Below are 24,363 nucleotides of genomic sequence, written 5' to 3' on the forward strand. Positions count from 1 at the left end.
GGAGGAATTTAATGAAGTTATTGAAGAACACGATACTAATAGGTATTTTAATGATTTCTATGACTGGATGTACATCAGTAAATAAATCACCAGAAGAATTAATAAAAGATAAACCAATTTATAATGAAGAAAATAAAGAACTATATGAAAATGTAAGTAAAATGATAGTAAATGGTTCTTCATTAGTACTTCCTTCTAACTCACAAGATGTGGGGAAGATAAATAGAGTAGATTTAGATAATGATGGTATAGATGAGATAATTGCATTTGAAAAAAACAAAAATTTAAATACTAATGAGTATGAAATAGGATTTTTAGTTTTGAATCAGTGCTCAAACAATCAATATGAGGAAAAAGCAAAGATATCACAACCTGGAGAATCTATAGAATATGCAAATTTTTATGATTTAGACAATGATGGAAATAAAGAGATTATACTAGCTATAAAGGATACATCTAAAACCCAGTTATATATATATAAATTTGAAAATGGGAAAATTCAGCATGATTTAAAAATGGCTCCTACGTGGATTAAAAATAGAGCAAATTTAATTGATATGAAAATTGAAATCGGATATATAAATGATGATGATATATTAGATATACTTATGATAAATTACGATAGTAAAAATAGTCAAATGTATGCAAGTGTTGCTAATTTTAATAATATTGATAAGTGTTTAGATTTATTAGATTATGTAAAGTTTGATAATGTAAAGAATGTAAGTGAATTATATATAACACTTGGAACCGTATCATCACAAGTAAAGGGCTCAACTATAAAAGGTATTGTGTTAGATATACCAGTTATAAAAGATAGTAGCTATTTTACACAAATATTATATTTTGATAATAAAAGTTTGAAGAAAGCATTTAGCGATGATGATAAAAATCTAATGAAATCCTATTATATACCAGTAGAAGATGTTAATAATGATAAGGTTATAGATATACCTATATTAAATGGTAGTTTAAATGAGAATACTTATACATCAAAGTCATCGGCAAATATAAGTTGGTATAGATGGAACGGTAAAAGTGGTGAAAACTCTAGATTATTATTTACCATTCAAGTATATTATAATTACGAATATAATTATAAACTTCTTATACCAAATAACTTAGCAAATAAAATTTATATAGAACAGCAATATAGCAGCGATAATACATTATTTAAGTTTTATTATTATGACAATTTAGATAGTAATCCTAAAAATCTATTTACAATAATTGTATCAAGTAAAGCTATAGTTGATGAAAGTAAAAATGTAAACTTGGTAACTCAACCATCAGGAGCACTTAAAGAGACTGAAAAGTATAGTTTCGGATTGGTAATAGATGATAAGGATGAATTGGAAAAATTAGATATTACTATAGATATACTTAAAGGTTATTTTTCTTTAATATATGAATAATAATGGGAGGACTTTTATGAAGGAGAAAATACTAATATTAGAAGATGAGATAGGAATAAGAAGCTTTGTGAGTATAAATTTAAAAAGAGAAGGATATGAAGTTATAGAGGCTGGAACTGGAAATGAGGCTATTGAAAAGTTATCGAAAGAAGAGGATATATCTATAGCACTTTTAGATGTAATGCTGCCAGATATGAGTGGTATAGAAATTTGTAAATTTATAAGACAGAACTTTGATCAGGTTGGGGTTATAATGTTAACTGCAAAATCACAAGAAGAAGATAAAATAGAAGGATTTATATCTGGTGCTGATGATTATATAATTAAACCATTTAGTATAAAAGAATTATTAGTAAGAGTATCAGCATTACTTAGAAGAATTAAAAAAGATGAAACGAAATTAAAAACAAATGAAATAATATCTAATCCATTTAGACTTGATATAGATAAAAGAAAGTTATATAAAAATAATGTTGAAATAGAACTTACACCAACAGAGTTTTCAATTGTTAAGTATTTAATGACAAATGGCAGTCAATCATTAAGTAGAGATCAAATATTAAATGAGGTTTGGGGTAGTAACTATTTATATGATTTTAAGATAGTAGATGTAAATATAAGAAGGATTAGAAATAAAATAGAAGATGATGCATCAAAACCTAAATATATACAAACTGTTTGGGGATATGGATATAGTTTTAGAAAGGAAGAATAGTAGTGTTACATTTTGAGGGGCTTAGAAGAAGAATAATTAAATACTACTTTACTATAATTATTATAACTATAGTCTTATTCGAAGGGTTATTTATTTTTAATATACAAAACTATTATTACGACTCTGTAAAACAATCATTAACTAGTTATTCAACATTTACAAGAGAAACTTATTCAAGTATATCAAATGAGTCTAGTAGTTTTGAAATAAAAATAAATAATATTATTGAAAAGGAAATTATGAAGACTAATTCTAAATTTGCTGTTCAAATAATAGATAAAAATAAAATAATGATAATAGATCAATATGGAATAAAGACTAATAAAAAGGTTAATTATGATGATGTAAATAGAGCTTTAGCTGATGCTAGTACATTAACTCCATATACATATAGAATACCTGAGACTAACGAGCATTTAATGAGTGTATCAGTACCCTTAAAAGTTAACAATGTTATAGAAGGTGTTGCAAGATTTACAGTTTCATTAAATGCCATAGATACAACTATATTTAAAATAGCGTTAGGGCTTATTTTAGCTGGAATTTTTATATTGTTAATAACAATATCAATAAGCCTTAGATTTGCCGAAAGTTTAACTCAACCCCTTAGAGAATTAAAAGAATTTGCAAATGAACTTGCTCATGGAAATTATAATATTAAGTTAAAAAATAATAAAATTAGAAATGACGAAATTGGTGATTTGGCACAAACTTTTGAGCATATGGCTGGTGAAATAGATAAAACAAGAAGACTTAAAGAAGAATTTATATCTTCTATATCTCATGAGTTAAGAACACCACTTACATCTATAAAGGGATGGAGTGAAACGCTAGGATATGAAAATATAAGTAAGGATGAGCTAGACTTAGGTCTTGGAATAATTCAAGATGAAACAGAAAGACTTATAAAACTGGTAGAAGAATTATTAGATTTTTCTCGATTATCATCAGATCGAATAAGGTTACAAATAGATATGGTTGATATAGAGGCTTTAACAAAAGGTGTAGTAAATCAATTAAAAGTTAAAGCTATAGAAAATAATATAAACTTAAGTGCAAGTTTTGAAGTTCAAGAAATTATAAATATTCAAGGTGATAAGAATAGGCTAAGACAAGTTTTAATAAATTTAGTTCAAAATGCAATTAAATTCACACCTCCGGATGGATATATAGAGATAATAGTATCACAAAATGAAGAATTTACAACTATAAAAGTTAAGGATACTGGATCTGGAATAAAAGAAGAAAATCTAGAAAAAGTTTTAGAAAAGTTTTTCCAAGAGGATTTCCATAAATCTGGAAGTGGATTAGGATTAGCTATAAGTAATGAGATAGTAAAGCTTCATGGTGGAAAGATAAATATAGAAAGTAAAAAGGACGTAGGTACTACAATTACATTTACTTTAAAAAATAAAATACTTGAATCTATTTAATAGATTGAGATAAAAGAGGATTAATATGAGAAATATAAAAATGATAGTAGAGTATGATGGATCTAGATATAAAGGATTCCAAAGATTAAAAGATAATGACATGACTATACAAGGGAAAATTGAATCAGTACTTTCTAAGATGGCCAATGAAGAAATTGAAATAATAGGTTCTGGAAGAACTGATATGGGAGTTCATTCATACGGACAAGTTGTAAATTTTAAAACAAATATAACAGACTCTATTGAAAAAATACAAAAATATTTATATGAGTATTTACCGGAAGATATAGTTATAAGAAATATAGAAGAAGTTGGAGAAAGATTCCACTCCAGATATAATGCAAAATCTAAAGTGTATTTATATAGAATAGATAATAATAAATTTCATAATACATTTAACAGAAAATATTCCTACCATGTAGATAAAGAGCTTGATTTAAATTTAATGAAAGAAGCAAGTAAATTCTTAATAGGTGAACATGACTTTACTAGTTTTGCTTCTTCAAAATCTAAAAAGAAAAGTAATGTAAGAGAGATTTACTCTATAGAAATACAAGAAAATAATAGATTAATAGAAATTTATATAGAAGGAAATGGATTCTTATATAATATGGTAAGGATTATATCTGGTGCGCTAATAGATGTTGGATTAAAAAGAAAAACACCACAAGATATTAAAGAAATGTTAGATATAAAAAATAGAGCTTTTGCTTCAGATACAGCTCCTTCAAAAGGATTATTTTTATATAAAGTCAAGTATTAATATATAAAGTAATTTATAAAATTGACATAGAATTTAATGTGTTTTACTATTGAATCATATAAAAGTTTATATATTAAATTCTATGAAAAAGAAAGTAGCTTATATTTAATTTATAGAGAGTTAGGGATGGTGGAAGCCTAATAAAAGGGTATATGTGAAAAGAGCTTTGGAGGATACTATTTGAATTAGTTAGTAAATTAGTAGGAATATCTGGCCTTAAGAGAAAGAGTGGATAAGTTTAACTTATTAATTAGAGTGGTACCGCGTAAATTCGCCTCTTAGTTATTTAACTAATAGTTTTTTATTAACTTTAAATGTGATAAAAGTGAATATATAGATATATATTTTGAAAAAGGTATACCTAAAAAAATAAATGAAGAAGAACTAAGTCCTGTTGAGTTAATTTATACTTTAGATAAAGTAGGATCTAAACATGGAATCGGGGGTTATAGATATATTGGAAAATAGATTGGTAGTTATGAAATCTAGAGGAATATATGAAACACCAGGTGGAACTATTTTATATGAAGCACATAATATACTTGAGATATAAAGCCAGCGGGTATATTTGCAAAATTATCACTTTATGATAAAGATATTTCATCTTTTGGAGAAAGTGAGCTTTATGATCATAAAGATGCAGATGGATTTATAAATTTATTCACATTACCATTAAAAATAGATGCTATGAAATAAAAAAATATAATAATAGACGATTAATCAAAAGAAAGGAGATGAATTAAATATCATCTCCTATTTATATATTAGAATATATGGTTAAGATCAAATGCCCCACTTTCTAATATATTATTTAATGTTATTTTTATTTTTTCTATCTCTTCAAATGATTTAACTTTATTTTGATCTAATATAGATTTATCTAATATATTCATATACAAGCAAATATCATCAAAATAAGTATGGTCTAATAATTTATACCAAATGTCTTTTTCATTATGATAGTTTTTAGAAAAAGAAGTTAACTCCTCTTTGGCTTCATTCCAATTATCATTTTCTATTAATGATTCTATTACAGAAATATTTTCTTCATATTTATTTGTAAATTGGTTAACTTCATTATTGGTATATGTACCAAAGGATACAAAACAAATTGTCCAAATTAAAACACAAATTAAAGATCTCATTTATATAAACTCCATTAAGATTGATTTTTTATTTTGTCTGAATGAAAATTTTATCATACTCATCTAAAATACATATAAGAACATTTGAAATATTGTCAATATGATTAGATTTAACTAATCCTTTTAGCCATTTTTCATTTTTATTAATAGACTTCAAACTATTGTTTATAATTTTCCCATCTATAATTAATGGAAGAGGCAAGTGATTAAATGAAATTGAAGGTGTTGAGTTATATGTAGGTGTAGGCACAACACTTAAATTACCATCAGTTTCTAAAATAGCATATTGAACATCTTTTAAATTAAAATATCCTTGAATTCTTAGTTGTTCTAAAAGTTCATCAATACTTATTCTTTCCCTTTTTAACTCTTTTACATCTATTTTTCCTTTATTTATTAAAATTGATGGTTTCCCACTTAGAAAAGAATTAAATCTCCTACTTTTTAAGGAAAGATAAGAGATAATTGTTTGCATCAACACTAGTCCTGTCAAACTAGCTATACCATTAATTAAAGGTATACTATTATTCTCCATAGGCATTGAAACTACATCAGCTATAAGTAGAGTTATAACAAGATCATAAGAATTCATTTCTGCTATTTCACCCTTCCCCATAACCCTTAAGGAAATTAAAACAGCAATATAAAGTAAAATACTTCTTACTAAAACTACTAACATTATATATCTCCTTTTATAAATAACCGTATTATCTTATTTATTATTCCTAAAATAAAAAATATAATTCTTTAAAATAAAAGTTTATTTTTTTATATAAAAGGATATATTTAACTAATATCTTTAAAAATTTATTTTAATTTGATATAATTATTTTTATCTATAATAAATAGCAATACCGTTAGGAGGAATCAACTTTGTCAAAGAGAAAACAAGTACAAGTTCCTATAGAAAAAATAGAGGAACAAGATAGATTTATAGAAGCAATAGCAGAGCAAAATTCAAGATATTACGCTATACATCAAGTAAAGCCTAAATATATAATTCAAACCTTTGGATGTCCGAGAGTGTAAGTAAACATGATAAAAAAGACTAGAAAGAATCTAGCCTTGAGTGTATGTGAAGTTGTGCGTTATTCCATTCTTAAAAGAAATAGAGGCAACTCTGCCGTCTTTTTTTATAGTTATTTTTTCTACGATATCATTTATGAACTTTTTAATAATATCTCTATCAATAGTCATATCTAAGTTTTTATAATCAATGTGATCCTTATTTAATAGCTCATTTTTTAATAGTGTATTATTTAAAAAAGACCAATCTATAGTTGAATTAGAATTATTTTTTTCTTCCAATTCTTTATTGATTTCACTTAACTTATTTTCTAGTTTTTGTTTTTTTACTAAATAGTCTTTTTCACTCATACCTTCATCGTCAAATAAATATAAGTCTTCTAACCTATTAAGTGCTCTCTTGTATTTATCTCTTTCAGAATTTAAATTATTAGATGAAACTTTATTAACTTTAACATTTTTATTTGAATTTATTACATTACTTACATTGATACTAGATATTAATTTAAAAGAGTAGTCCAAGTCATCTTTATTTATATGAACATATTTAAACTCTTTCCCCTTTAATAATTGATTTTCTAAATCTTCAACGGTACTTTTTTTATTTATAGAGTTAATAGCCTTTATAAAATTACTCAAGTAATTAATTACAAATGAACCTATTTTAACATCTCCAGTCATACCAGCATCACAATCATAGAATCTAGCTCTACCTTGACAACGATATGTGCTAGGCCTCCAACCATTTTTACGGGGTTGGTCAGTATTAGCTATAAAACCTCTACCACAATTCTCACATTTTAGAATGCTAGAGAATACATGAGTGTTAACATCTTTACGATACATTGAACTATTACGTTCTGCATTTTTATCCATTATATCATTGCATAATTGCCATTGTTCTTTTGATATAATTCCCTCATGATTATCGTCAATTATAATCCATTCTTTTTCATCTTTTTTTGAACCACGAGCCGATTCACGATAATTATATCTATAAGTACCTTTATAAAATGGATTTCTTATAATATCGGTGACAGTTTTACTAGTCCACCTACCACCACGTTTAGTAGGAATATTATTATCGTTTAAATGCTTCATAACGTGTGTAGCGGATTTTATTTCTTCATAAGTATCAAATATTAACTTAATAGTTTTGGATTCCTTAGAATCGATTTTAGGAAATTTAGTTACTTTATCATAGACATATCCAAGAGGTACATTAGCGCCATTCCAAAGTCCCTTTTCAGCACGAGAGAGCATTATAGAAGAAACTCTTTCAGCAGTAAGTTTTCTTTCAAGTTCTGCGAAAACTAATATTATTTTTAACATAGCCTCGCCCATGGCACTAGATGTATCAAACTGTTCATTCTTACTTACAAAAATAACTCCATATTCCTTTATTTCATCATACATAGCACAAAAATCTAATAAATTACGTGATATTCTATCTATCTTCCAAACTAGTAGATGAGTGAATTCGCGGTTTTTAATTTTATTCATCATATTTTGGAAAGCAGGTCTATCTGTATTTTTTCCACTATATCCTGCATCTTCAAACAACTCATAATCATCAATCCCCAGTACATATTTAGCGTAATTGATAAGCTCACTTCTTTGGAATGGAAGTGAGTCCTTATCAACTTGGTGATGTGTACTAACTCTGATATACAATGCTGCTTTCATCTTTAGTTCACCTCTTTAAATAATTAGGTCATTTATAGCTTGCTGTAACAAATAACTATTCATATTTTCAAACTTAATATCGTAATCACTCTCATTTAATAGTAAATAAGCTGCAAATAAATTTGCTTCGTATTCTTTTTGCATATCTCCACCATTAAAATGATTACCTGCATTATCATGCATTAATGCATGGCCAAGTTCATGAGCACAAATTATAGATTGTGAGAATCGACTTAAATTTGAATTGATATAAATGCATACGTCATCAAAAACTTTGGTGTAATATCCCTTCATTGCATCAACATTGTAATTCTTATATCTTATTTTATAACCTAAGTGTTCACACAGCTCAAACGGATCGGTAGTGTGATATTCAGAATATATATTATATAAAGTGTCTATTACTTTTTTTACTCCCATGTTTCCCCCGAAATTATGTTTTATTTTCTATATTTATAACTTACCATTTTAAATTGTTGCAGTAGATCATTTGCGAAATCTAAAAGTTCTTCATTACTAAGTTTATTTAAATCATATCCCCCAAAAGCTACTAAAGTAGGTTGTTTTAATAAGAATGCTATTGCATCTTCTGCGCTAGTAAATTCATTTGGTAATGAATCTACTGGACTCCTTTCATCAGAAGCGCCTAATAAATAATCTATAGATACATTAAAATATTCACTACATCTTTCTAAAAAGTCTCTTCTAGGTTCTCTTAATCCATTTTCATATCTAGAAATTGTAGAATTAGTAGTATTAAATATTTCTCCTAATTGCACTGTAGTTAATTGTTTTTCCTTTCTAAGTGTTCTTAATCTATCACCGAATGTTGCCATTTTGTCACCTCCAATAATAATTATTATAATATATTATGCCAAATAAGAAATAAAATATACCAAAAAAGCAATATTTTTTTGAAAAAATGATTGACATTACCAAAATGGTAGATTAATATATAAATATACCAAGGAGGAAGAAAAGGGGTGAAATAATGATAAATCTTAACAGACTTAAAGGGTTGAGAGTTGAAAATGGATTTACTCAAAAAGAAATGGCAAAAAAGATTAATATGCCAGAAGCGACTTATCAGAAAAAAGAATCTGGAGAAACTCAATTTTTATTAATAGAAGCTGATAAGATAGCTAAAGTTTTTCAAAAAGATATTAAAGATATTTTTTTTACAAATTAATCTGCCAAAACGGTATATTTGGAGGTTGGATTATGAGGAATGAAGAAGCTGTTTGGAAATATTTTAATGAAGAACTAGGAATCCACACAATCGAAGAGGTAATTGAATTTGATAAGAAATTAGTTTTAGATGTTGGAATTTTAGGGTGTAGCAAAGAAGAAATAGAGAGTTTAATGAAAGATAGGTGAGTATGCTGATTAAACTATATCCACATCAAGAGCAAGTATTAAAAGATACAGAAAATAAAAATAGAGTAGCATATTACTTGGATATGGGATTAGGTAAAACCTTTGTAGCAAGTGAAAAAATGAAGATACTTAATACAAATATAAACCTAGTAGTATGTCAAAAATCCATGATACCAACTTGGCAAGAACACTTTAAAACATTTTATTCAGACTATAATATTTTAGTTTATAGTAAACCAACTAAGATACCAAATAAATCAATAGTAATCATAAATTACGATCTAGTTTGGAGAAGAAAAGAATTATCCCTATTAGAGGATTTTACATTGATTTTAGATGAGTCAAGCTGTATTAAAAATACTACAGCTAATAGAACAAAATGCATATTGGGAATGAAACCTAAAAATGTAATTTTATTATCTGGTACTCCAGTAGGTGGTAAATATGAGGAACTATATAGTCAATGTAAATTACTAGGATGGAAAATTAGTAAAAAAGCATTTTGGGACACATATGTAGAGTACATAACTATAGATGTTGGTGGTTTTCCAATGAAAAAGGTAACTGGTTATAAGAATATAGATAGACTTAAGAGAAAATTAAAAGAGCATGGAGCTGTATTTATGAAAACAGAGGAAGTTATAAATCTTCCAGAACAGAATTTCATAACTATAAATGTACCAACAACTAGTGAGTATAAGAAATTTAATAAACATAGCTTAGTTACAGTTGAAGATGTTGAGTTAGTTGGTGATACAAGTTTAACTAGATTGCTTTATTTAAGACAATTAGCTAGTCAATACAATAAAAATAAGTTAGCAGCACTTAAGGACCTACTAGAATCTACTAATGACCGAGTTATTATTTTCTACAATTTTAAAGATGAATATGAGAAAATAAAAGACTTATGCATTAGATTAGAAAGACCAGTAAGTTGTGTTAATGGTGATTTAAGAGACTTAAAAGCATATGAGAGTAAAAGTAATAGTGTTAGTTTAATACAGTATCAAGCTGGTGCTATGGGTCTTAATATGCAGCTTAGTAATAAATTAGTTTACTTCAGCTTACCTTTAAGTTCAGAGCTGTTTGAACAGAGTAAAAAGCGTATACATCGTTTAGGACAAGCTAAAAGCTGTTTTTACTATTATATGTTAACTGAAAAAAGTATAGAACATGATATTTTAGAAGTTTTAGAAAAACGTAAAGATTTTACGGACAAGTTATTTGAAGAGATTGAGGGAGGGATTATATGAAAATAGAGATAAACTCAAGTTTATTTAATGACTTTGTTAAGAAGTCAAAAGATATTAAAACTGATTCAATCTTAATAGATGCTACAGATGTAGTGGAATTAGTAAAATGTGACTTGGAAAATCAAATAGCAACTGAAGTTATAGCTCAAGTAATAGAACCTGGAAGTATTATTTTACCAAAAGAAGTATTTCCATTAATTAAAAACGATGAATTAATGACTATAACAGATATGGGGATAACAGTTGGAACTAGAACTATTGAAACTGAAATACTCAATGGTAGAGATTATCCAAAAATAGAAGATAACTTTAAATATAATGTATTTGATTTATCAGATAAAGAGTTAAAGCATTTATTACAAGTTGAACATGCAATATCACAAGATAAAACTAAACCAATTTTAAATGGGATAAGGATAGAAAAGAATAAATTCATAACCATAGATGGTTATAGATTATGTGAGAGAGTAGGAAACTTTGAAACTGAATTACCAATAACTATTAGTAATTATAAGATGTTAAAAGGTCTTAAAGGTCAAATAAAAGCGACTTGTAGTGATAGATATATAAAGTATCAAGTAAATAATTATAACTACTGTAACAGGCTTATAGAAGGTGATTTTATACAAGTTGATAAGTTAAAACCTAAAGAACATAATACAGTAGTTGAAGTTGATAAAAAAGAATTTGAAGATATTCTTAAAGCTATGGAAAAGGTGTCAGCAAAGGTTAAGAATAGCTTAGTTAAGTTAAGTATAAGAGATAACTTAATACACCTGAGTGCTGAGGTAAAAGAAGATGAAAAGAAAAAAATGAAAGCTATCAAGTTAGAAGATTCAATTAAATGTATTACTAGTGGAGAATATCTAGATATTGCATTTAACTCTAGATATTTATTAGAAGCTATTAAGGATATGAATAATATTAAAATGAGTTTTACAAATAATGTAAATCCAGTAATCATTGAAGATGTAAATAAATATGAGTTAGTACTTCCAGTTAGAATAGCTGTTATATAAATAATAAGGGGGAATTAAAAAATGGAAATCAAAGTAATTGATGCAAGTAAGGTGCAAAATGTATTTAGTAATTTTACAAAAGAGGAATTCTTAGAATCAGAGTATATGGATGAATGCCCTATAGAATATGAATTACCTGTATTACCAATTTGTCAAGAAGGAGCAGATGAAGAAGAGTGTAAGAAGTGCTGGGTGAATGCAATTAAGAATGTAGAGTTTAAAAATCCAGTTGAATTATTTAAAGAAGCAAATATAACTGTTTTAGATGAACTTAGAATAGTAGAAGAACAATATAATATGCTTAAAAATGGTAGGGACAAGCTTAAAGAGGACCTACTACAACAAATGGAGTTTTACGGGATAGATAAGTTTGAAAATGATAATATGAGTATTACTTATGTGAAAGGTAGCACAGGTACTAAGTTTAATAGTAGTAAGTTTAAAAAAGAGTATCCAGATATATACCAAGAGTATTGTGAGCCAACTGTAAGATCAGCAAGTATAAGATTTAAGGTGAAGTAATATGATGAAATTTAAATTATACTATTTAGCTAAAGAAGAAATAAAAGAAACTACTATAACTGGTACTAATGTAAAAGAAATAAAAGAAGCTGTTAATGCGATATTATTATTTAACAATGCTTTACAAATAGGATGTGAGTACGTTGGCAGCTGAGAAAGTATTTGAGAATAAGATAAAGAAGTATTTGGATTCATTACCAAACTGCTGGTACTTCAAATTTTGGGCAGGGCCTTATAGTAAAAGCGGTATTCCAGATATAATTGCTTTAATAAATGGTAAATTTGTTGGAATAGAAGTAAAAGCTCCAAATGGGAAACCATCAGAATTACAAAAGAGGAATATAAGACTTATAAATCAATGTGGTGGTTGGGGGATTATATTATATCCTAAAGATTTTGATAAATTTAAAGAGGGGGTAAAGAAGCTATATGTGGATTAGAAGTCAAAATAAATTTGATTTAGTAAAAACAGACTATATATTTGTTGATGAAAACGAAGTACAAGCTATAAAAGGAGATAAAAGAGTACTACTTGGAGAATATAAATCAGAAGAAAGAGCCTTAGACGTATTAAATCTAATACAAAGTAATATTTTTCAAGGAAGTAAATTAGATTATATAACAAGTGGTGGAGTAAGACACTATAGAGATAAAGTATTTGAAATGCCACAATTATAGGGGAGGTTATTAATGGAACAAACAATATTTAAAGAAAAAGTAAATGAAAAAATAGAATCTATTTTGGATATTAAAGATAAACTTAACGATCTTAAGATGAATTTAGACAGTGAAAAAGAGTCACTATTAGACTTAATGCAAGAAAATAATACTTATGAGTTTTATGGTGAATGTGGAATAGCTAAGATAATAGCTTTTAGTAGAGAAAATCTAGTAAAAGATGATGTTTTGGTAACTATAGAGAAGGTCAATAGAGGACTTCAAAAGGATAGAATAAATATCCATGAGCTTATGAAGAAAAGTGACGTATGCTTTGTTATGGTAAGGGGGTTAGAGTAGTGAAACTACTTTTAATATCAAAAATAATTTCAACTGACTTAAATATTAATTCTAAAAGAAAATTAATATCTATATTAAGAGGGTGAAAAGTATGGAATGCATTGATGTTGATGAATTATATGAGTTGATTAAAAATTTCAATAGTAGAGAGTGCAAGCCTAAGTGTATTGAAAGTTGTCCACTATTTGAAATATGTGAAGACTTATGTGAATTATCTAAAGAATTAGGAGGTGAATAAAATTCAAGCGTCATATAGCCGTATAAGTTGCTTTAATCACTGTAAGCAGCAATATAAGTACAGATATATAGATAAATTAAAACTAATACCTAATCCAACTGCTGATAATGCTTTAATAATTGGAAATACATTACATTTAGCATTAGAAACTAATTTAGATAATGCTAGAAAATTTTATTACTCTCAATATCCAATTATAAATGATAGACATATTGAAGAAATGATGAAGTTAGAAATAGTAGTACCTAAAGTAAAATCTATACTTGAACAGTTAAACATATATTCAAATGAATTTAGAATATCAAATAGTAGATTTATTGGAATAGTAGATTTAATTGTAAAGAATGATGATGGTACAGTTGATGTATTTGACTTTAAGTATTCAAATAATGTTAAAAACTATATGGAATCCGGACAACTTCATATTTATAAATATTTTCTAGAGCAGCTAGGGTTTAAGGTAAGGAAGTTAGGATTTATATTTGTGCCAAAATGTAGCATAAAGCAAAAGAACAATGAAGATTTATATCAATTTAGAAAAAGACTAATTGATGAAACGAATAAGCTACAAATACAAATAGCAGAAGTTAAGTATGATGCTAACAAGGTCATAGAATTTATGTCTAATGTAGTAGATGTAGTTGAATGTAAGGAATACCCTAAAAACACTACCAAACTTTGTGATTGGTGTGATTACCAAAATTATTGTTTATTGGAGGATGATATTATGATATTACCAAGTAATACAAGAAGAGAAAGAAAAATAGATGAAAATCCTGATATGTGGATATATGCAGATAGTTATGTTGGAAAGTCAACATTTATAGACAACCTAGATGATTTACTATTCCTAAATACTGATGGGAATACTGATAATACAACATCACCAGTACTTAGAATAACAGATGTAGTAACTCAAGAAGGAAGAATAACTAAAAGGAAATTGGCTTGGGAAGTATTCTTAGAAGTTATAGCTGAATTAGAAAAGAAGGATAATGACTTTAAGAGAGTGTGTATAGATTTAGTAGAGGATTTATATGAGCACTGTAGAGTTTATGTATATAACAAGTTAGAGATACAACATGAACAAGATGCAGGCTTTGGAAAAGGTTGGGACATGGTTAAAATGGAGTTCTTAAAGAACATAAAGAGACTTAAGAACTTAGGTTACCAAATAATTTATATAAGTAAAGAAACTAGTAATGAAGTGACTTTAAGAAGTGGAGCTAGATATAGTACTTATAAACCTAACTTACAAGAAAAAGTAGCTAATGTGTTAGCAGGAACAGTTGATTTAACAGTTAGAGCATATATAGAAAAAGATAAGAGATATATACAGTTAGCTAAGGATGAAAATACATTTGGAGGTGGAAGATTTAACTTCTTAATAAATAGATGTGAATTAGATATGGATGCTTTTAAAAAGGCCTTAGTTGATGCTCAAAAGCAAGTTAATAAGGACAAGTCTAAAGAAGATAAACCTAAAGAAGAGTCTAGAAGAAGTAGAAAATCTAAAGAAAATAAATTAGTAGCTGAGGAAGATATGTATTTCTATCATGGAGAAAGTGACTCGTATTGGAAGTTATCAAAAGGTGATGTGATTGATTTAGGCGATGGATTATCATCTGAAATTTCAAAAGAAGAGTATGAAAAAGGAATTAAAACAGAAGAAACACAGGAGTCTATAAAAATTCAAACAGCATCGATGTATGGTGAAATTAAACATAATGTGGAAGGTGATGATAAACCAGTAGAAGATATTAAGCAAGAAGAAAAACCTCGTAGACGTAGAAGAAGCAAAAAGGATGAAGAATAATGATAGAAATAAATAATTTAAATCAATTAGCAGAAGCTATAGGAAGTTATAATGTACCGCAATCAGTTATAACTGATGTAGATAATAGAATTAAAGATTGGTTATCTAGCGGTGGAAATGAATATGACAACTATATACTTAATCAATGTAAGTATGTTGAAAAAATAATAAATAAAAAGATGGGAGAGTGCTAAATATGGCAAATATATGGGAAGAATTTGATAATGTTGTGGATGTAGAAGGTTTAAAAAAGGATGCTAAAGATGCTGCTGAAAATGGCGGTGGAAATTATAAAGAAGTCCCAGAAGGAACTTATGAGGTAGAAGTAAATAAACTAGAGTTAAAGAAAAGTAAAAAAGGAGATCCAATGTTAAGTTGTTGGTTAAAGATATTAGAAGGAGAGTTTAAAGGTTCGATAATATTCTTTAATCAAGTATTAACAACAGGATTTGGATTACACAATGGAAATGAGTTCCTAAGAAGCTTAGACAGTGGTGTGGAAGTTGAATTTGTTAACTTCAAACAATATCATGAATTACTATTAGATGTATTTGAAGCAGTAAACGGGAACCTAGCATATCAACTAGAATATGGTAAAAACTCTAAGGGATTTAATACCTATAAGATAGAGGATATATTTGAAAATTAATCAATAAAACATACAAAACTAGGAAGTTATTTAACTGATAATTTCCTAGTTGAAAGGATGATATTATGAAAAAATTCAAAATAATATCGGCAAAATCAAATTCATGTGTGAGATGTAAAAGTATAGAATATACGATGAAAAATAAAGATGGAGTAATTATAAAACATTGTAAAATCTGTAATCTAACATACTTAGAAATAAATAAGTGTAAATGCGGTGGAAAAATATTCTCGATACCATTTGAATCAGGAATTATACATCAATGTAACAAATGTAAACTTACTTATTCTAATCCAAAGGAGATGATTAAATGATAGTAGGTATTTGGATTGGAATAAATCTTGGATTTATATTAGGTGTAGTATGGAAAAGTATTCATAGATAGGGGGGATAAAGAGTTGAAAAACTATTTAAGCTTAGCTGAGCGTAATAACTGGTTAGCTTGTATGAGTATAGCGATGTACAATGAAAATATCTTAGAAATTTGGAAAAATAACTTAACTAAAGATGAGGTTAAGAAGTTAAAAACATCAATCACAATGACTAGAAATGCTCTTAAATCAATAATGGATAGAATGCCAGTTAATGAATCTACGAAATTAAAAAAGCATGCTCAAAATTTCCAAATAAAAATAACTAGTGAAACTGGAGCAAAAGTACTAGAAGATAAAGCATTAAAAGAAAGTGAAATGGTTCAATTTAAAACTCATAAATTTGAAAATGTAATGTTTAGTGTTATGAACACCAAGTGTTGTAATTGTAAGAAGATATGTTATGAGTGTGATATTTATAATTTATGCATTGATACAGTATTACCAAGATATGATTTAGAGGATAATTGTCCATATGCTTTTAGAAGTGTTGATAAAGTTAAGAAAAAACAATCTAAGAGAGCTAAGAAAAAGGCCAATAGATATGATATAGATGACGAAGCGTATCAGTATAATTTTATACCTAAGGGGGTTTTAATAAATGGACCTAAATAATAAGAAATTCAAAACAGTAAGAGATGTAAATGGTAATGAAATAAAAGTATGGAAACTTAGCCAAGAAGAGTTATCAAAATATCTAAAGAAATTTTATAAGGGGAAGGTTAAATAAATGATAAAAGTTAGTAAAATTAATGATTTTTTAAATGTGTCATTTCCATATGATGCAAACATTGTAGCAAAAGTAAAAACTATTCCAGGAAGAAAATATAATCCAGCAAATAAGTCTTGGGATATACCTCTATATGCAATTAAAAACTTACTAGAGCTATTTAATGATGATGAATTAAGCATAGGAGATGATATAGATCTAGATTATGTAAAATCAAAATATAACTTTGAGTATGAATTAAATACTATAAAAGATAGAAATTTAAAAGTATTCGCTAAATGGTCTTTAGAAATGCTTCCAGATTATTTTTATCAAGTTGCAGCAAGTTCTAGTGGTAAGTATCATCCAAGTTACGCTCAAGGAGAAGAAGGTTTGGTAAGACATACTCAAGCAGCTGTTAGAATAGCTAATGAGTTATTTAATAATCACAGTATTCAAAATTTCACTGAAGAAGAGCAAGACTTAATAAGAGTAGCACTACTATTACATGATGGAGTTAAGCATGGAGTAGATGGAAGTTCACACACTGTAAGTACTCATCCATTAGAAGTAGTGGAATACTTAGAAGGTAAATATTGGTATGTAGATGAAGATTCTCTACCACAGGAAGTTATAGATGTAATGGAAGAGGAGCATTGGCATGCGATAAGTAATTGCATAAAGTCACATATGGGACAATGGAACACTGATTATAAAACTAAAGAAGAAATACTTCCTAAGCCAGTTACAGAATTAGAAAAATTCGTACATTTGTGTGATTATTTAGCAAGTAGAAAATTATTAGAAGTCAACTTTGAGGTGATGTAAATGGATAAAAATTATATGATAGTTAAATCGGTATCATGGATATGTATATCACTTTTAATAGGGTTTGTTGTCTATTATACTAAAGACCCTTATGTGATATGGTTTTTAATAATTGGGTTATTTGTATAAAGGAGAGTAGAAAAATGAAACTAAATGATAAATATAAGATAATTGCTACAGATGAAAGAAATGTAACACTTCAAGAAAAAGTAGTAACAGAGAAAGAAGATGGAAGTACAAAAATATCATGGAAAGTAGTTGGATATTATAGGGATGTAAATGCAGTTTTAAAAGGAATAGTAAGAAAAGAAATTAACGGTACGGGGATTAAAAAGTTTGAAACTATATGCGAAAAGATAAATGAATTACATGAATACATAGATGAGGTTTATGATAAGTAATGCTATTTTATGACTTTGAAACATTTAAATATGACTGGTTAGTAGTCATTAAAGATACTGATACTAAGACAACTACGACTATAGTAAATGATACAGAACAATTAAAGCAATTCTATGAGAAACATAAAAATGATATTTGGGCCGGATATAATAGTCGTTCATATGATGCCTATATATTAAAAGCTATATTATGTGATTTTAATCCAAGTGATATGAATGAACATATTATCGTTAAAAAACTAGGTGGATGGCAATTCTCTAGATTAATTAACCAAATACAATTATATAACTATGATGTTATGACAAATAAATTCTTTGGTTTAAAGCAATTAGAAGGGTTTATGGGAAATAACATAAAAGAATCGGATGTATCATTCTCCATTGACCGTAAGTTGAACGATGATGAACTTAAAGAGGTAATTAAATATTGTAACCATGACGTTGAACAAACTATGCAGGTATTTGTTAACCAAATAGAAGAGTTTAACGCACACATGGGGCTTATTAAAACATTTGAGTTACCTCTTAAGTATATAAATAAGACTAAAGCACAACTGAGTGCAATTATACTTGGAGCTAGTCAAATAGAACATGATGATGAATTTAATTATACAATAGTCGATACTATAAGGATTGATAATTATAGAGAAATATATCAATGGTATAAAAATCCACTTAATAAAGATTACAAAAAGAAATTAGATATAGATGTAGCTGGAGTACCTCACACATTTGCTTGGGGTGGACTTCATGGAGCTAGACCAAAATATATAGGTGAAGGTTTATTTGTTAACTCAGATGTTGGAAGTTTTTATCCCTCTTTGATGCTGGAGTATGATTTTCAGTCTAGGAATATAAAAGATAAAAGTAAGTATCAAAATATTTATGATGCTAGAATGAAACTTAAACATGAAGGTAAAAAGAAAGAACAACAACCTCTTAAAATCGTACTTAACTCAACTTATGGGGCTATGAAGGACAAATATAATCCATTATTTGACCCAAGACAGGCTAACAACGTTTGTATTAATGGACAACTTATGTTACTGGATTTAATTGAAAGAGTTACTGAAAAACTTCCAGGAGCAATGTTAATTCAATCAAATACAGATGGTGTAATGTTTAAACTAGAATCAAATAAAGATATGCCTATATATGAAGAGGTTTGTAATGAATGGTGCAAAAGAACTAGGATGACATTAGAACATGACATAATAAAGAAAGTAGTCCAAAAGGATGTAAACAACTACTTAATAGTAATGGAAAATGGGAAAGTAAAATCAAAAGGTGCATATGTTAAAGAACTTAATAAATTAGATAATGACCTACCTATAGTGAATAAAGCGTTGAAAGATTATTTTGTTAAAGGTATTCCAGTAGAAGATACTATTAATAGCTGTAATGAATTAATTGAGTTTCAAAAGATAGTAAAAGTAAGTGGTAAATACAAGCATGCACTTCATGGAAATAAGAAATTAGATGAAAGAGTATTAAGAGTATTTGCTTCAAGGTCTAGAAAAGATAATGGAGTATTTAAGGTCCACATTAATAAAGATAAGCCTGATAAGATAGGAAATACTCCAGAACGCTGTTTTATAGAAAATGGTGATATTAATGGAGTTAAAACAACTAGGAGATTAGACAAACAATATTATATAGATATTGCAAATAAGAGAATAAGAGATTTTATAGGGGAGTGATTAAAATAAAATATAAAGTAAAGTGTCCAACCTGTGGAAATGATGAATTTAAGTTTAAAGATAACCGATTTAAGTGTCATAACTGCTTAGATGAATTATTATATAGTGACTTAGAATGGGATGAAATTAAATGTGAAATGCACTTATTAGACGCAGAATTTCCAATTCATGCACAACTTAATAAAGTAAGAGAAGAAGTAGTTGAATTTCTAAATGCTATTGATAAAGAAAACAGAGTAGAGGAATTTTACGATACTATACAAGCAATGTTAGGTGTTTTAGAAGTAGAAGGGGTAATTGACAAATTAGAGGATGGTTTAAAAAAGCATAATAAAAAGTTAACTGATAGAGGTTGGATATTAAAGGATATATAAGGGGGAATTTAAGTAAATGAGTAAGTCAGTATGTGGATTATGTGAACATTTCCAAAAAGGTACTATTTGCAAACTTGGATACCTACAAGATGGGAATGAAAAATGTATAGGATATAAGAAAATGGAGCCTGTATATTCTAAAGTTGTAAAATCTGAAGATGATTTTCAGCTAATAACAAAAGAAATGCACGAATTATATTTAATAAAAAATAAAAACTATGGGAATAGCTTCTCAAAGCAATTTGAGGAATATGGTTTAACAAGTGTATGTATTAGGTTAGAAGATAAGTTAAGAAGGCTTAAAAGCTTAAATAAACAATTACAAGATTCTCAAAACGGTATAACTGATGTTAATACTGATGATGAAAGTATAGTAGATACATTAATAGATTTAGCTAACTATAGCGTATTGTCAATAATAGAATTAAATAAGGGGGATAAATAATGAAGATAATCAATACAGAGGTTTATGGCTTTGAAGCTGCACTAAGAGGGATGAGAAATCCGATGAATAGTTGGCACTTAAGTGATACGAGAAAAGCAGATACAATAGAAGATTTTAAATTACTAGATACCATTTGTCCCAAAGATATGGACATGGAGTTAGCCGTAATAGGTGAAAATAATTTAGACTTAGCACAAAGATTAATAAAGGCTGGTTCAGAACATTGCAAATTTTTAAGACAAATACAAGTATGGGCAGACTTTAATATGCCTTTGTACTGGTGGTCAGAATTTGATACTTATAAATTTAATACTAAAAATAGTTGTAGTACAATGCACAAGCTTTTAAATGCTAAAAAAGGAATAGAATTATCTGATTTTGTATATGACAAACTTGATAGACAGGATATAGAAAAGATAGTTATAAAATTAAACGAATTAAGAGATAGATATTTAGAAACTAAAGATTATAACTATGTAATAAGAGCTAAAAAACTTTTACCAACTTCATATAAGCAATTAAGAACTGTAAACACAAACTATGCAGAACTTAGAAATATTTATTTCCAAAGAAAAAACCATAGGTTAAAAGAAGAATGGCAAGATACATTTTGTAAATGGGTTGAAAATTTACCATATGCACAGGAATTAATTTTATTTGAATAATACCTAGTAGTCAATACAATACCCTCTCTAAATTGCTCCTATAAACTGAGAGGGTGTAAATTTTAGGAGGGTGTTTATGTTATGGGAAAATAAAGAAATTGAATATTTAATTGAATTTGGAAGTGAATTAACGATAGCTGAATTAGCTGCAAACTTAAATAGAAGTGTTCAATCAATAACTTATAAGAAAGGTCAACTTGGAATAAAAAGTGATAGGATTTGGACCAAAGAAGAAGTTGATTTTTTACTAGATAAGTGGGGAACAGTGAGTGTACCTCATATAGCTAAAAAGTTAGGAAGAACAGAGACTTCAATATACCAGAAGAAGTATCATTTAGGTCTAGGTGCATTTTTAGAAAGTGGGGACTACATAACTTGGAGACAATTAATGCTAGCTATAGGCACAAATGCAGATAATTATAAGTTGGAATCTTGGGTTAAAAACAGAAATTTCCCAATAAAGTCGAAGAAAATTAAAAATAAAAAAGTTCGAGTTGTATTTTTAGATGATTTTTGGAAATGGGCAGAGAAAAATAAATCATTTATAGATTTTTCTAACTTTATAGAAAATACACTAGGTAAAGAGCCTAGTTGGGTTAAAGAAAAACGTAGATATGACATTGAAGCAAAGATAAAATGTAAAACTACTCCTTGGACTAGTAACGAAGAGGAATACTTAATATTTTTATTAAGAGAATTTAAATATACAGTTGATGAGATAGCAGCTAAGATGAATCGTAGTTGTGGAGCTATACAAAGGAGAATATGTAAACTAGGAATAAAAGAAAGACCTATAAAAGCAGATAATCATAATAAATGGACTGAAGATGAACTTAAACAATTAGATGAATTAATAATTAAGGGAATTGATTACGAGTTAATATCTGAAAAGATTAATAGATCTGCTAAAGCAATAAGGGGAACTGTATATAGAAAATATGGTACAGAAGTATTGGATAAAGCTAGAAAAGTAATATTAAATAAAAAATAGGTGGTGGAGATTATGAGAGAAATAAAGTTTAGAGGATATTCAAAAGAAAAACTAATAGGTTCTCAATGGATTACTAATGGGTATGGAGTATCAAAAATCAATTATACAGATGGAACGAGTTCAGTTCATTTATTAAGTCCATATGGAGACTATTGGGTGGAAGAAGACTCAATAGGTCAATACACAGGACTTAAAGATAAAAATGGGAAAGATATTTATGAAGGTGATATTTTAGATTACGGGATTTATGGTAAATTTGAAGTTCTTTATCATAAAGGTTCATTTAAGATTAGAAAGCTTAATTTTAAAAATGGTAACGTACATTTATTAGAGGAATATTCTTTTGATGATATAAAGGTAATAGGAAATATATATGAGAATTCGGAGTTATTAGGTTAAAAGATGGGTTTTAATAGGAGGTAGTTATGAGATACGAAGTAGGAGATAAAGTTAATTTCAAAAACTTAATTTTTGTGATGAAAGCTGAAATACTTGAGATAGATAATGGCATTGATTACAACTATCATATAGAATACGAAAATTATGAAGGTGAAAAGAATAAAGTTTGGGTAAATGAAGAAGATTTAGTAGGATTTCAAAAAGGTACTAAGAAATATTTAGAACAAGAAATAGATAAAATATTTAAAACTTATACAAAAGAAGAGTTAATAGAAATGATTTGTAAGTAAAAGAGGAGTTTCTTTCGCGGGTTATTATTCAGCGAAGAAAAATATAAATAGGTGGTGGATATTATGAAAATAGGACAAGAAATAACTGTAAGAGAAGATTTTGAAATAAACACAATAGTTAGTGACAAGGTGAAAACTGTTAAAAAAGGTGATAAGGGATTTATTGATAGTAAGGGATTTTTGCATTTAACAACAGGTAAAGGCATTGGGAAGATAGTAAAAATAGATGATATAGAAGTAAAAGGATACGATTATAAAAATATAGTTAATATGATATATAAAAGACTTAATAATACATTTTTTATAGACCTTATCTTAGAAGATGATGGGTATGAAGTTAAAGATTTTTTAGATGAAATAGAAGATGTTCTAACAGATATACTATAGGAGGGTATATGAGATGAGAGATATAAAAATAACAAAGGCTTGTGTAATAGCCAATATGCATAGAGTATTAGAAATCTTAGAAAGTGATATAGAATTAAAGCCAACTTGGGATAACAATAAAGTATATGCTGAGTTAAAAGCTAAAATGCACGAAATAAGAAGAGATACTAAAGAGATAGAAAGGTATTTAAAATATTGATAGGTGGTTGAGATTATGAAGGAATTTTATGGTGATATAAGCTTAATACTAGATTTAAGTTTCTCTATGGAAGCAAGTTCAATGGATGAAGCGATAGAGAAGATATTTGAAAAGGCATATATTAGCTTTAATGTAAAGAATGAAGAAACAGAGGAAGATATATTTACAGGCGTAGATGTAAATAACTGGTACTTTGTTGATGAGCCGACACAAGGCAATGTAATGCAAAGTGGAGTAAGACCATTTGAAATATATGAAGAAGATTAGGTGGTGGAGATTAATGGTTCATAGACTGATAAGTTCGATTAAAGATAAAGACGGAAATAGACATGAAGTGATATCTACAAGAATGAAGTTTGAAAGTTATAAGCTTTTTCATAAAAGACATGACTTAAAAGTTCGATCAAAGAGATATAAATTGAGATGTTTAAGTAAATAAAAAACATATTTTAGGTAGTGTAGCACCTAACCAATACCAGCAGACTACACCTTGCACCATGACTGGTATTTAAACGAAAAAAGGAGATTTT

41 protein-coding genes and 1 other annotated feature are annotated in these 24,363 nt (G+C 27.7%); of the genes, 36 read left to right on the forward strand and 5 right to left on the reverse strand.

Going from position 1 to position 24,363, the window contains the following annotated elements; genetic code table 11:
* The first annotated feature begins 11 nt into the window (after nucleotides 1-11).
* The 6 genes from I2A66_RS13180 (at nucleotide 12) to I2A66_RS17680 (ending at nucleotide 4,879) form a co-directional block, all read left to right on the forward strand.
* Nucleotides 12-1,415: a hypothetical protein gene (locus I2A66_RS13180; RefSeq protein ID WP_122640363.1), complete on the forward strand. Its 1,404-nt coding sequence runs from the start codon at nucleotides 12-14 to the stop codon at nucleotides 1,413-1,415.
* A gap of 16 nt (nucleotides 1,416-1,431) precedes the next feature.
* On the forward strand, nucleotides 1,432-2,130 hold the full coding sequence (gene walR, locus I2A66_RS13185) for a cell wall metabolism DNA-binding response regulator WalR (RefSeq protein ID WP_195251812.1): 699 nt from the start codon (nucleotides 1,432-1,434) through the stop codon (nucleotides 2,128-2,130).
* A 2-nt stretch (nucleotides 2,131-2,132) separates the two neighbouring features.
* Nucleotides 2,133-3,563 carry a sensor histidine kinase gene (locus I2A66_RS13190; protein WP_147516002.1) on the forward strand — a complete coding sequence of 477 codons (1,431 nt, stop codon included), beginning with the start codon at nucleotides 2,133-2,135 and terminating at the stop codon, nucleotides 3,561-3,563.
* Between the two features lie 25 nt (nucleotides 3,564-3,588).
* Nucleotides 3,589-4,326 carry a tRNA pseudouridine(38-40) synthase TruA gene (truA, locus tag I2A66_RS13195; protein ID WP_122640361.1) on the forward strand — a complete coding sequence of 246 codons (738 nt, stop codon included), beginning with the start codon at nucleotides 3,589-3,591 and terminating at the stop codon, nucleotides 4,324-4,326.
* A 73-nt stretch (nucleotides 4,327-4,399) separates the two neighbouring features.
* Nucleotides 4,400-4,608: a binding site (T-box leader), on the forward strand.
* 87 nt (nucleotides 4,609-4,695) lie between these two features.
* Nucleotides 4,696-4,794 (forward strand): hypothetical protein, encoded by a 99-nt coding sequence (locus tag I2A66_RS17890; protein ID WP_442970894.1) that lies wholly within the window; start codon nucleotides 4,696-4,698, stop codon nucleotides 4,792-4,794.
* Entirely contained in the window at nucleotides 4,784-4,879 is a 96-nt protein-coding gene (locus tag I2A66_RS17680) for a hypothetical protein (protein WP_334298825.1), read from the forward strand. The genes I2A66_RS17890 and I2A66_RS17680 overlap by 11 nt, the downstream gene beginning before the upstream one ends.
* Before the next feature lie 211 nt (nucleotides 4,880-5,090).
* Here the strand turns inward: I2A66_RS17680 and I2A66_RS13205 are convergent, their stop codons facing one another.
* Both I2A66_RS13205 and I2A66_RS13210 read right to left on the reverse strand, forming a co-directional pair.
* Complete coding sequence (locus I2A66_RS13205; RefSeq protein WP_122640360.1) at nucleotides 5,091-5,471, reverse strand: DUF4363 family protein; 381 nt, start codon at nucleotides 5,469-5,471, stop codon at nucleotides 5,091-5,093.
* 28 nt (nucleotides 5,472-5,499) lie between these two features.
* The gene (locus I2A66_RS13210; protein ID WP_122640359.1) at nucleotides 5,500-6,150 is read right to left on the reverse strand and encodes a DUF421 domain-containing protein; all 651 of its coding nucleotides are present in this window, start codon (nucleotides 6,148-6,150) and stop codon (nucleotides 5,500-5,502) included.
* 194 nt (nucleotides 6,151-6,344) lie between these two features.
* Between I2A66_RS13210 and I2A66_RS13215 the strand changes: the two genes are divergently transcribed.
* Nucleotides 6,345-6,500 (forward strand): hypothetical protein, encoded by a 156-nt coding sequence (locus I2A66_RS13215; protein WP_195251814.1) that lies wholly within the window; start codon nucleotides 6,345-6,347, stop codon nucleotides 6,498-6,500.
* Between the two features lie 30 nt (nucleotides 6,501-6,530).
* Here I2A66_RS13215 and I2A66_RS13220 read toward each other — a convergent pair whose 3' ends face one another.
* From I2A66_RS13220 to I2A66_RS13230, 3 genes are read right to left on the reverse strand one after another with little or no spacing between them, the layout of a single operon-like run.
* On the reverse strand, nucleotides 6,531-8,183 hold the full coding sequence (locus tag I2A66_RS13220; protein ID WP_195251815.1) for a recombinase family protein: 1,653 nt from the start codon (nucleotides 8,181-8,183) through the stop codon (nucleotides 6,531-6,533).
* 15 nt (nucleotides 8,184-8,198) lie between these two features.
* Nucleotides 8,199-8,603 (reverse strand): ImmA/IrrE family metallo-endopeptidase, encoded by a 405-nt coding sequence (locus I2A66_RS13225; protein ID WP_195251817.1) that lies wholly within the window; start codon nucleotides 8,601-8,603, stop codon nucleotides 8,199-8,201.
* A gap of 20 nt (nucleotides 8,604-8,623) precedes the next feature.
* Nucleotides 8,624-9,019, reverse strand: coding sequence for a helix-turn-helix domain-containing protein (locus I2A66_RS13230; RefSeq protein ID WP_195251819.1), 396 nt, complete (start codon nucleotides 9,017-9,019; stop codon nucleotides 8,624-8,626).
* Nucleotides 9,020-9,174: 155 nt separating this feature from the next.
* Between I2A66_RS13230 and I2A66_RS13235 the strand changes: the two genes are divergently transcribed.
* The 29 genes from I2A66_RS13235 (at nucleotide 9,175) to I2A66_RS13370 (ending at nucleotide 24,272) form a co-directional block, all read left to right on the forward strand.
* Nucleotides 9,175-9,372, forward strand: a complete 198-nt coding sequence (locus I2A66_RS13235; protein WP_195251821.1) for a helix-turn-helix transcriptional regulator — start codon at nucleotides 9,175-9,177, stop codon at nucleotides 9,370-9,372.
* A 32-nt stretch (nucleotides 9,373-9,404) separates the two neighbouring features.
* Nucleotides 9,405-9,560: a hypothetical protein gene (locus I2A66_RS13240; protein WP_195251823.1), complete on the forward strand. Its 156-nt coding sequence runs from the start codon at nucleotides 9,405-9,407 to the stop codon at nucleotides 9,558-9,560.
* 2 nt (nucleotides 9,561-9,562) lie between these two features.
* Entirely contained in the window at nucleotides 9,563-10,813 is a 1,251-nt protein-coding gene (locus I2A66_RS13245; protein ID WP_195251824.1) for an SNF2-related protein, read from the forward strand.
* Complete coding sequence (locus I2A66_RS13250; RefSeq protein ID WP_195251825.1) at nucleotides 10,810-11,832, forward strand: DNA polymerase III subunit beta; 1,023 nt, start codon at nucleotides 10,810-10,812, stop codon at nucleotides 11,830-11,832. The genes I2A66_RS13245 and I2A66_RS13250 overlap by 4 nt, the downstream gene beginning before the upstream one ends.
* Before the next feature lie 21 nt (nucleotides 11,833-11,853).
* Nucleotides 11,854-12,354, forward strand: coding sequence for a hypothetical protein (locus I2A66_RS13255; protein ID WP_195251826.1), 501 nt, complete (start codon nucleotides 11,854-11,856; stop codon nucleotides 12,352-12,354).
* Nucleotide 12,355: 1 nt separating this feature from the next.
* Nucleotides 12,356-12,508: a hypothetical protein gene (locus tag I2A66_RS13260; protein WP_195251827.1), complete on the forward strand. Its 153-nt coding sequence runs from the start codon at nucleotides 12,356-12,358 to the stop codon at nucleotides 12,506-12,508.
* Nucleotides 12,498-12,794, forward strand: coding sequence for a VRR-NUC domain-containing protein (locus tag I2A66_RS13265; protein ID WP_195251828.1), 297 nt, complete (start codon nucleotides 12,498-12,500; stop codon nucleotides 12,792-12,794). Before I2A66_RS13260 ends, I2A66_RS13265 begins: the two co-directional genes overlap by 11 nt.
* Nucleotides 12,784-13,032, forward strand: coding sequence for a hypothetical protein (locus I2A66_RS13270; protein WP_195251829.1), 249 nt, complete (start codon nucleotides 12,784-12,786; stop codon nucleotides 13,030-13,032). Before I2A66_RS13265 ends, I2A66_RS13270 begins: the two co-directional genes overlap by 11 nt.
* Before the next feature lie 12 nt (nucleotides 13,033-13,044).
* Entirely contained in the window at nucleotides 13,045-13,371 is a 327-nt protein-coding gene (locus tag I2A66_RS13275; RefSeq protein ID WP_195251830.1) for a hypothetical protein, read from the forward strand.
* Between the two features lie 91 nt (nucleotides 13,372-13,462).
* Nucleotides 13,463-13,609, forward strand: a complete 147-nt coding sequence (locus tag I2A66_RS13280) for a hypothetical protein (RefSeq protein WP_195251831.1) — start codon at nucleotides 13,463-13,465, stop codon at nucleotides 13,607-13,609.
* Nucleotides 13,602-15,425 carry an AAA family ATPase gene (locus tag I2A66_RS17685; protein ID WP_330615480.1) on the forward strand — a complete coding sequence of 608 codons (1,824 nt, stop codon included), beginning with the start codon at nucleotides 13,602-13,604 and terminating at the stop codon, nucleotides 15,423-15,425. The genes I2A66_RS13280 and I2A66_RS17685 overlap by 8 nt, the downstream gene beginning before the upstream one ends.
* Complete coding sequence (locus I2A66_RS13290; RefSeq protein ID WP_195251832.1) at nucleotides 15,425-15,619, forward strand: DUF6877 family protein; 195 nt, start codon at nucleotides 15,425-15,427, stop codon at nucleotides 15,617-15,619. Before I2A66_RS17685 ends, I2A66_RS13290 begins: the two co-directional genes overlap by 1 nt.
* A gap of 2 nt (nucleotides 15,620-15,621) precedes the next feature.
* Entirely contained in the window at nucleotides 15,622-16,074 is a 453-nt protein-coding gene (locus I2A66_RS13295) for a DUF669 domain-containing protein (protein ID WP_195251833.1), read from the forward strand.
* 65 nt (nucleotides 16,075-16,139) lie between these two features.
* Entirely contained in the window at nucleotides 16,140-16,388 is a 249-nt protein-coding gene (locus I2A66_RS13300) for a hypothetical protein (RefSeq protein ID WP_195251834.1), read from the forward strand.
* 84 nt (nucleotides 16,389-16,472) lie between these two features.
* Complete coding sequence (locus I2A66_RS13305; RefSeq protein ID WP_195251835.1) at nucleotides 16,473-17,060, forward strand: hypothetical protein; 588 nt, start codon at nucleotides 16,473-16,475, stop codon at nucleotides 17,058-17,060.
* Nucleotides 17,047-17,175 carry a hypothetical protein gene (locus I2A66_RS17425; protein WP_279309972.1) on the forward strand — a complete coding sequence of 43 codons (129 nt, stop codon included), beginning with the start codon at nucleotides 17,047-17,049 and terminating at the stop codon, nucleotides 17,173-17,175. The genes I2A66_RS13305 and I2A66_RS17425 overlap by 14 nt, the downstream gene beginning before the upstream one ends.
* Nucleotides 17,176-17,982 (forward strand): hypothetical protein, encoded by an 807-nt coding sequence (locus I2A66_RS13310; RefSeq protein WP_207734775.1) that lies wholly within the window; start codon nucleotides 17,176-17,178, stop codon nucleotides 17,980-17,982.
* A 143-nt stretch (nucleotides 17,983-18,125) separates the two neighbouring features.
* Entirely contained in the window at nucleotides 18,126-18,383 is a 258-nt protein-coding gene (locus tag I2A66_RS13315) for a hypothetical protein (RefSeq protein WP_195251836.1), read from the forward strand.
* Nucleotides 18,383-20,083, forward strand: a complete 1,701-nt coding sequence (locus I2A66_RS13320) for a DNA polymerase domain-containing protein (protein WP_195251837.1) — start codon at nucleotides 18,383-18,385, stop codon at nucleotides 20,081-20,083. Before I2A66_RS13315 ends, I2A66_RS13320 begins: the two co-directional genes overlap by 1 nt.
* Nucleotides 20,080-20,457 carry a hypothetical protein gene (locus tag I2A66_RS17285; RefSeq protein WP_243238729.1) on the forward strand — a complete coding sequence of 126 codons (378 nt, stop codon included), beginning with the start codon at nucleotides 20,080-20,082 and terminating at the stop codon, nucleotides 20,455-20,457. Before I2A66_RS13320 ends, I2A66_RS17285 begins: the two co-directional genes overlap by 4 nt.
* 16 nt (nucleotides 20,458-20,473) lie before the next feature.
* The gene (locus tag I2A66_RS13330) at nucleotides 20,474-20,902 is read left to right on the forward strand and encodes a nucleotide modification associated domain-containing protein (RefSeq protein ID WP_243238731.1); all 429 of its coding nucleotides are present in this window, start codon (nucleotides 20,474-20,476) and stop codon (nucleotides 20,900-20,902) included.
* The gene (locus tag I2A66_RS13335) at nucleotides 20,902-21,567 is read left to right on the forward strand and encodes a hypothetical protein (RefSeq protein ID WP_195251838.1); all 666 of its coding nucleotides are present in this window, start codon (nucleotides 20,902-20,904) and stop codon (nucleotides 21,565-21,567) included. The genes I2A66_RS13330 and I2A66_RS13335 overlap by 1 nt, the downstream gene beginning before the upstream one ends.
* Before the next feature lie 76 nt (nucleotides 21,568-21,643).
* Nucleotides 21,644-22,558 carry a hypothetical protein gene (locus I2A66_RS13340; RefSeq protein WP_195251839.1) on the forward strand — a complete coding sequence of 305 codons (915 nt, stop codon included), beginning with the start codon at nucleotides 21,644-21,646 and terminating at the stop codon, nucleotides 22,556-22,558.
* A gap of 12 nt (nucleotides 22,559-22,570) precedes the next feature.
* A complete protein-coding gene (locus I2A66_RS13345) occupies nucleotides 22,571-22,957 on the forward strand; it encodes a YopX family protein (RefSeq protein WP_195251840.1) in 387 nt (128 codons plus the stop codon).
* A 26-nt stretch (nucleotides 22,958-22,983) separates the two neighbouring features.
* Nucleotides 22,984-23,247 carry a hypothetical protein gene (locus I2A66_RS13350; RefSeq protein ID WP_195251841.1) on the forward strand — a complete coding sequence of 88 codons (264 nt, stop codon included), beginning with the start codon at nucleotides 22,984-22,986 and terminating at the stop codon, nucleotides 23,245-23,247.
* Between the two features lie 63 nt (nucleotides 23,248-23,310).
* The gene (locus I2A66_RS13355) at nucleotides 23,311-23,634 is read left to right on the forward strand and encodes a hypothetical protein (RefSeq protein WP_195251842.1); all 324 of its coding nucleotides are present in this window, start codon (nucleotides 23,311-23,313) and stop codon (nucleotides 23,632-23,634) included.
* A 13-nt stretch (nucleotides 23,635-23,647) separates the two neighbouring features.
* Complete coding sequence (locus I2A66_RS13360) at nucleotides 23,648-23,833, forward strand: hypothetical protein (protein ID WP_195251843.1); 186 nt, start codon at nucleotides 23,648-23,650, stop codon at nucleotides 23,831-23,833.
* A gap of 15 nt (nucleotides 23,834-23,848) precedes the next feature.
* Nucleotides 23,849-24,100: a hypothetical protein gene (locus tag I2A66_RS13365; RefSeq protein WP_195251844.1), complete on the forward strand. Its 252-nt coding sequence runs from the start codon at nucleotides 23,849-23,851 to the stop codon at nucleotides 24,098-24,100.
* A complete protein-coding gene (locus I2A66_RS13370) occupies nucleotides 24,087-24,272 on the forward strand; it encodes a hypothetical protein (RefSeq protein ID WP_195251845.1) in 186 nt (61 codons plus the stop codon). Before I2A66_RS13365 ends, I2A66_RS13370 begins: the two co-directional genes overlap by 14 nt.
* The last annotated feature ends 91 nt before the right edge of the window (nucleotides 24,273-24,363 follow it).

The sequence above is a fragment of the Romboutsia sp. 1001713B170207_170306_H8 genome (assembly GCF_015550495.1).
Lineage (GTDB): Bacteria > Bacillota > Clostridia > Peptostreptococcales > Peptostreptococcaceae > Romboutsia_E.

Bases quoted from the DNA above. Each gene is read 5' to 3' on its own strand.
- I2A66_RS13180 (WP_122640363.1), top strand. From the start codon at position 12: ATGAAGTTATTGAAGAACACGATACTAATAGGTATTTTAATGATTTCT.
- walR (WP_195251812.1), top strand. From the start codon at position 1,432: ATGAAGGAGAAAATACTAATATTAGAAGATGAGATAGGAATAAGAAGC.
- truA (WP_122640361.1), top strand. From the start codon at position 3,589: ATGAGAAATATAAAAATGATAGTAGAGTATGATGGATCTAGATATAAA.
- I2A66_RS13205 (WP_122640360.1), bottom strand. From the start codon at position 5,471: ATGAGATCTTTAATTTGTGTTTTAATTTGGACAATTTGTTTTGTATCC.
- I2A66_RS13210 (WP_122640359.1), bottom strand. From the start codon at position 6,150: ATGTTAGTAGTTTTAGTAAGAAGTATTTTACTTTATATTGCTGTTTTA.
- I2A66_RS13220 (WP_195251815.1), bottom strand. From the start codon at position 8,183: ATGAAAGCAGCATTGTATATCAGAGTTAGTACACATCACCAAGTTGAT.
- I2A66_RS13225 (WP_195251817.1), bottom strand. From the start codon at position 8,603: ATGGGAGTAAAAAAAGTAATAGACACTTTATATAATATATATTCTGAA.
- I2A66_RS13230 (WP_195251819.1), bottom strand. From the start codon at position 9,019: ATGGCAACATTCGGTGATAGATTAAGAACACTTAGAAAGGAAAAACAA.
- I2A66_RS13235 (WP_195251821.1), top strand. From the start codon at position 9,175: ATGATAAATCTTAACAGACTTAAAGGGTTGAGAGTTGAAAATGGATTT.
- I2A66_RS13240 (WP_195251823.1), top strand. From the start codon at position 9,405: ATGAGGAATGAAGAAGCTGTTTGGAAATATTTTAATGAAGAACTAGGA.
- I2A66_RS13245 (WP_195251824.1), top strand. From the start codon at position 9,563: ATGCTGATTAAACTATATCCACATCAAGAGCAAGTATTAAAAGATACA.
- I2A66_RS13250 (WP_195251825.1), top strand. From the start codon at position 10,810: ATGAAAATAGAGATAAACTCAAGTTTATTTAATGACTTTGTTAAGAAG.
- I2A66_RS13255 (WP_195251826.1), top strand. From the start codon at position 11,854: ATGGAAATCAAAGTAATTGATGCAAGTAAGGTGCAAAATGTATTTAGT.
- I2A66_RS13260 (WP_195251827.1), top strand. From the start codon at position 12,356: ATGATGAAATTTAAATTATACTATTTAGCTAAAGAAGAAATAAAAGAA.
- I2A66_RS13270 (WP_195251829.1), top strand. From the start codon at position 12,784: ATGTGGATTAGAAGTCAAAATAAATTTGATTTAGTAAAAACAGACTAT.
- I2A66_RS13275 (WP_195251830.1), top strand. From the start codon at position 13,045: ATGGAACAAACAATATTTAAAGAAAAAGTAAATGAAAAAATAGAATCT.
- I2A66_RS13280 (WP_195251831.1), top strand. From the start codon at position 13,463: ATGGAATGCATTGATGTTGATGAATTATATGAGTTGATTAAAAATTTC.
- I2A66_RS13290 (WP_195251832.1), top strand. From the start codon at position 15,425: ATGATAGAAATAAATAATTTAAATCAATTAGCAGAAGCTATAGGAAGT.
- I2A66_RS13295 (WP_195251833.1), top strand. From the start codon at position 15,622: ATGGCAAATATATGGGAAGAATTTGATAATGTTGTGGATGTAGAAGGT.
- I2A66_RS13300 (WP_195251834.1), top strand. From the start codon at position 16,140: ATGAAAAAATTCAAAATAATATCGGCAAAATCAAATTCATGTGTGAGA.
- I2A66_RS17425 (WP_279309972.1), top strand. From the start codon at position 17,047: ATGGACCTAAATAATAAGAAATTCAAAACAGTAAGAGATGTAAATGGT.
- I2A66_RS13310 (WP_207734775.1), top strand. From the start codon at position 17,176: ATGATAAAAGTTAGTAAAATTAATGATTTTTTAAATGTGTCATTTCCA.
- I2A66_RS13315 (WP_195251836.1), top strand. From the start codon at position 18,126: ATGAAACTAAATGATAAATATAAGATAATTGCTACAGATGAAAGAAAT.
- I2A66_RS13320 (WP_195251837.1), top strand. From the start codon at position 18,383: ATGCTATTTTATGACTTTGAAACATTTAAATATGACTGGTTAGTAGTC.
- I2A66_RS13330 (WP_243238731.1), top strand. From the start codon at position 20,474: ATGAGTAAGTCAGTATGTGGATTATGTGAACATTTCCAAAAAGGTACT.
- I2A66_RS13335 (WP_195251838.1), top strand. From the start codon at position 20,902: ATGAAGATAATCAATACAGAGGTTTATGGCTTTGAAGCTGCACTAAGA.
- I2A66_RS13340 (WP_195251839.1), top strand. From the start codon at position 21,644: ATGTTATGGGAAAATAAAGAAATTGAATATTTAATTGAATTTGGAAGT.
- I2A66_RS13345 (WP_195251840.1), top strand. From the start codon at position 22,571: ATGAGAGAAATAAAGTTTAGAGGATATTCAAAAGAAAAACTAATAGGT.
- I2A66_RS13350 (WP_195251841.1), top strand. From the start codon at position 22,984: ATGAGATACGAAGTAGGAGATAAAGTTAATTTCAAAAACTTAATTTTT.
- I2A66_RS13355 (WP_195251842.1), top strand. From the start codon at position 23,311: ATGAAAATAGGACAAGAAATAACTGTAAGAGAAGATTTTGAAATAAAC.
- I2A66_RS13360 (WP_195251843.1), top strand. From the start codon at position 23,648: ATGAGAGATATAAAAATAACAAAGGCTTGTGTAATAGCCAATATGCAT.
- I2A66_RS13365 (WP_195251844.1), top strand. From the start codon at position 23,849: ATGAAGGAATTTTATGGTGATATAAGCTTAATACTAGATTTAAGTTTC.
- I2A66_RS13370 (WP_195251845.1), top strand. From the start codon at position 24,087: ATGAAGAAGATTAGGTGGTGGAGATTAATGGTTCATAGACTGATAAGT.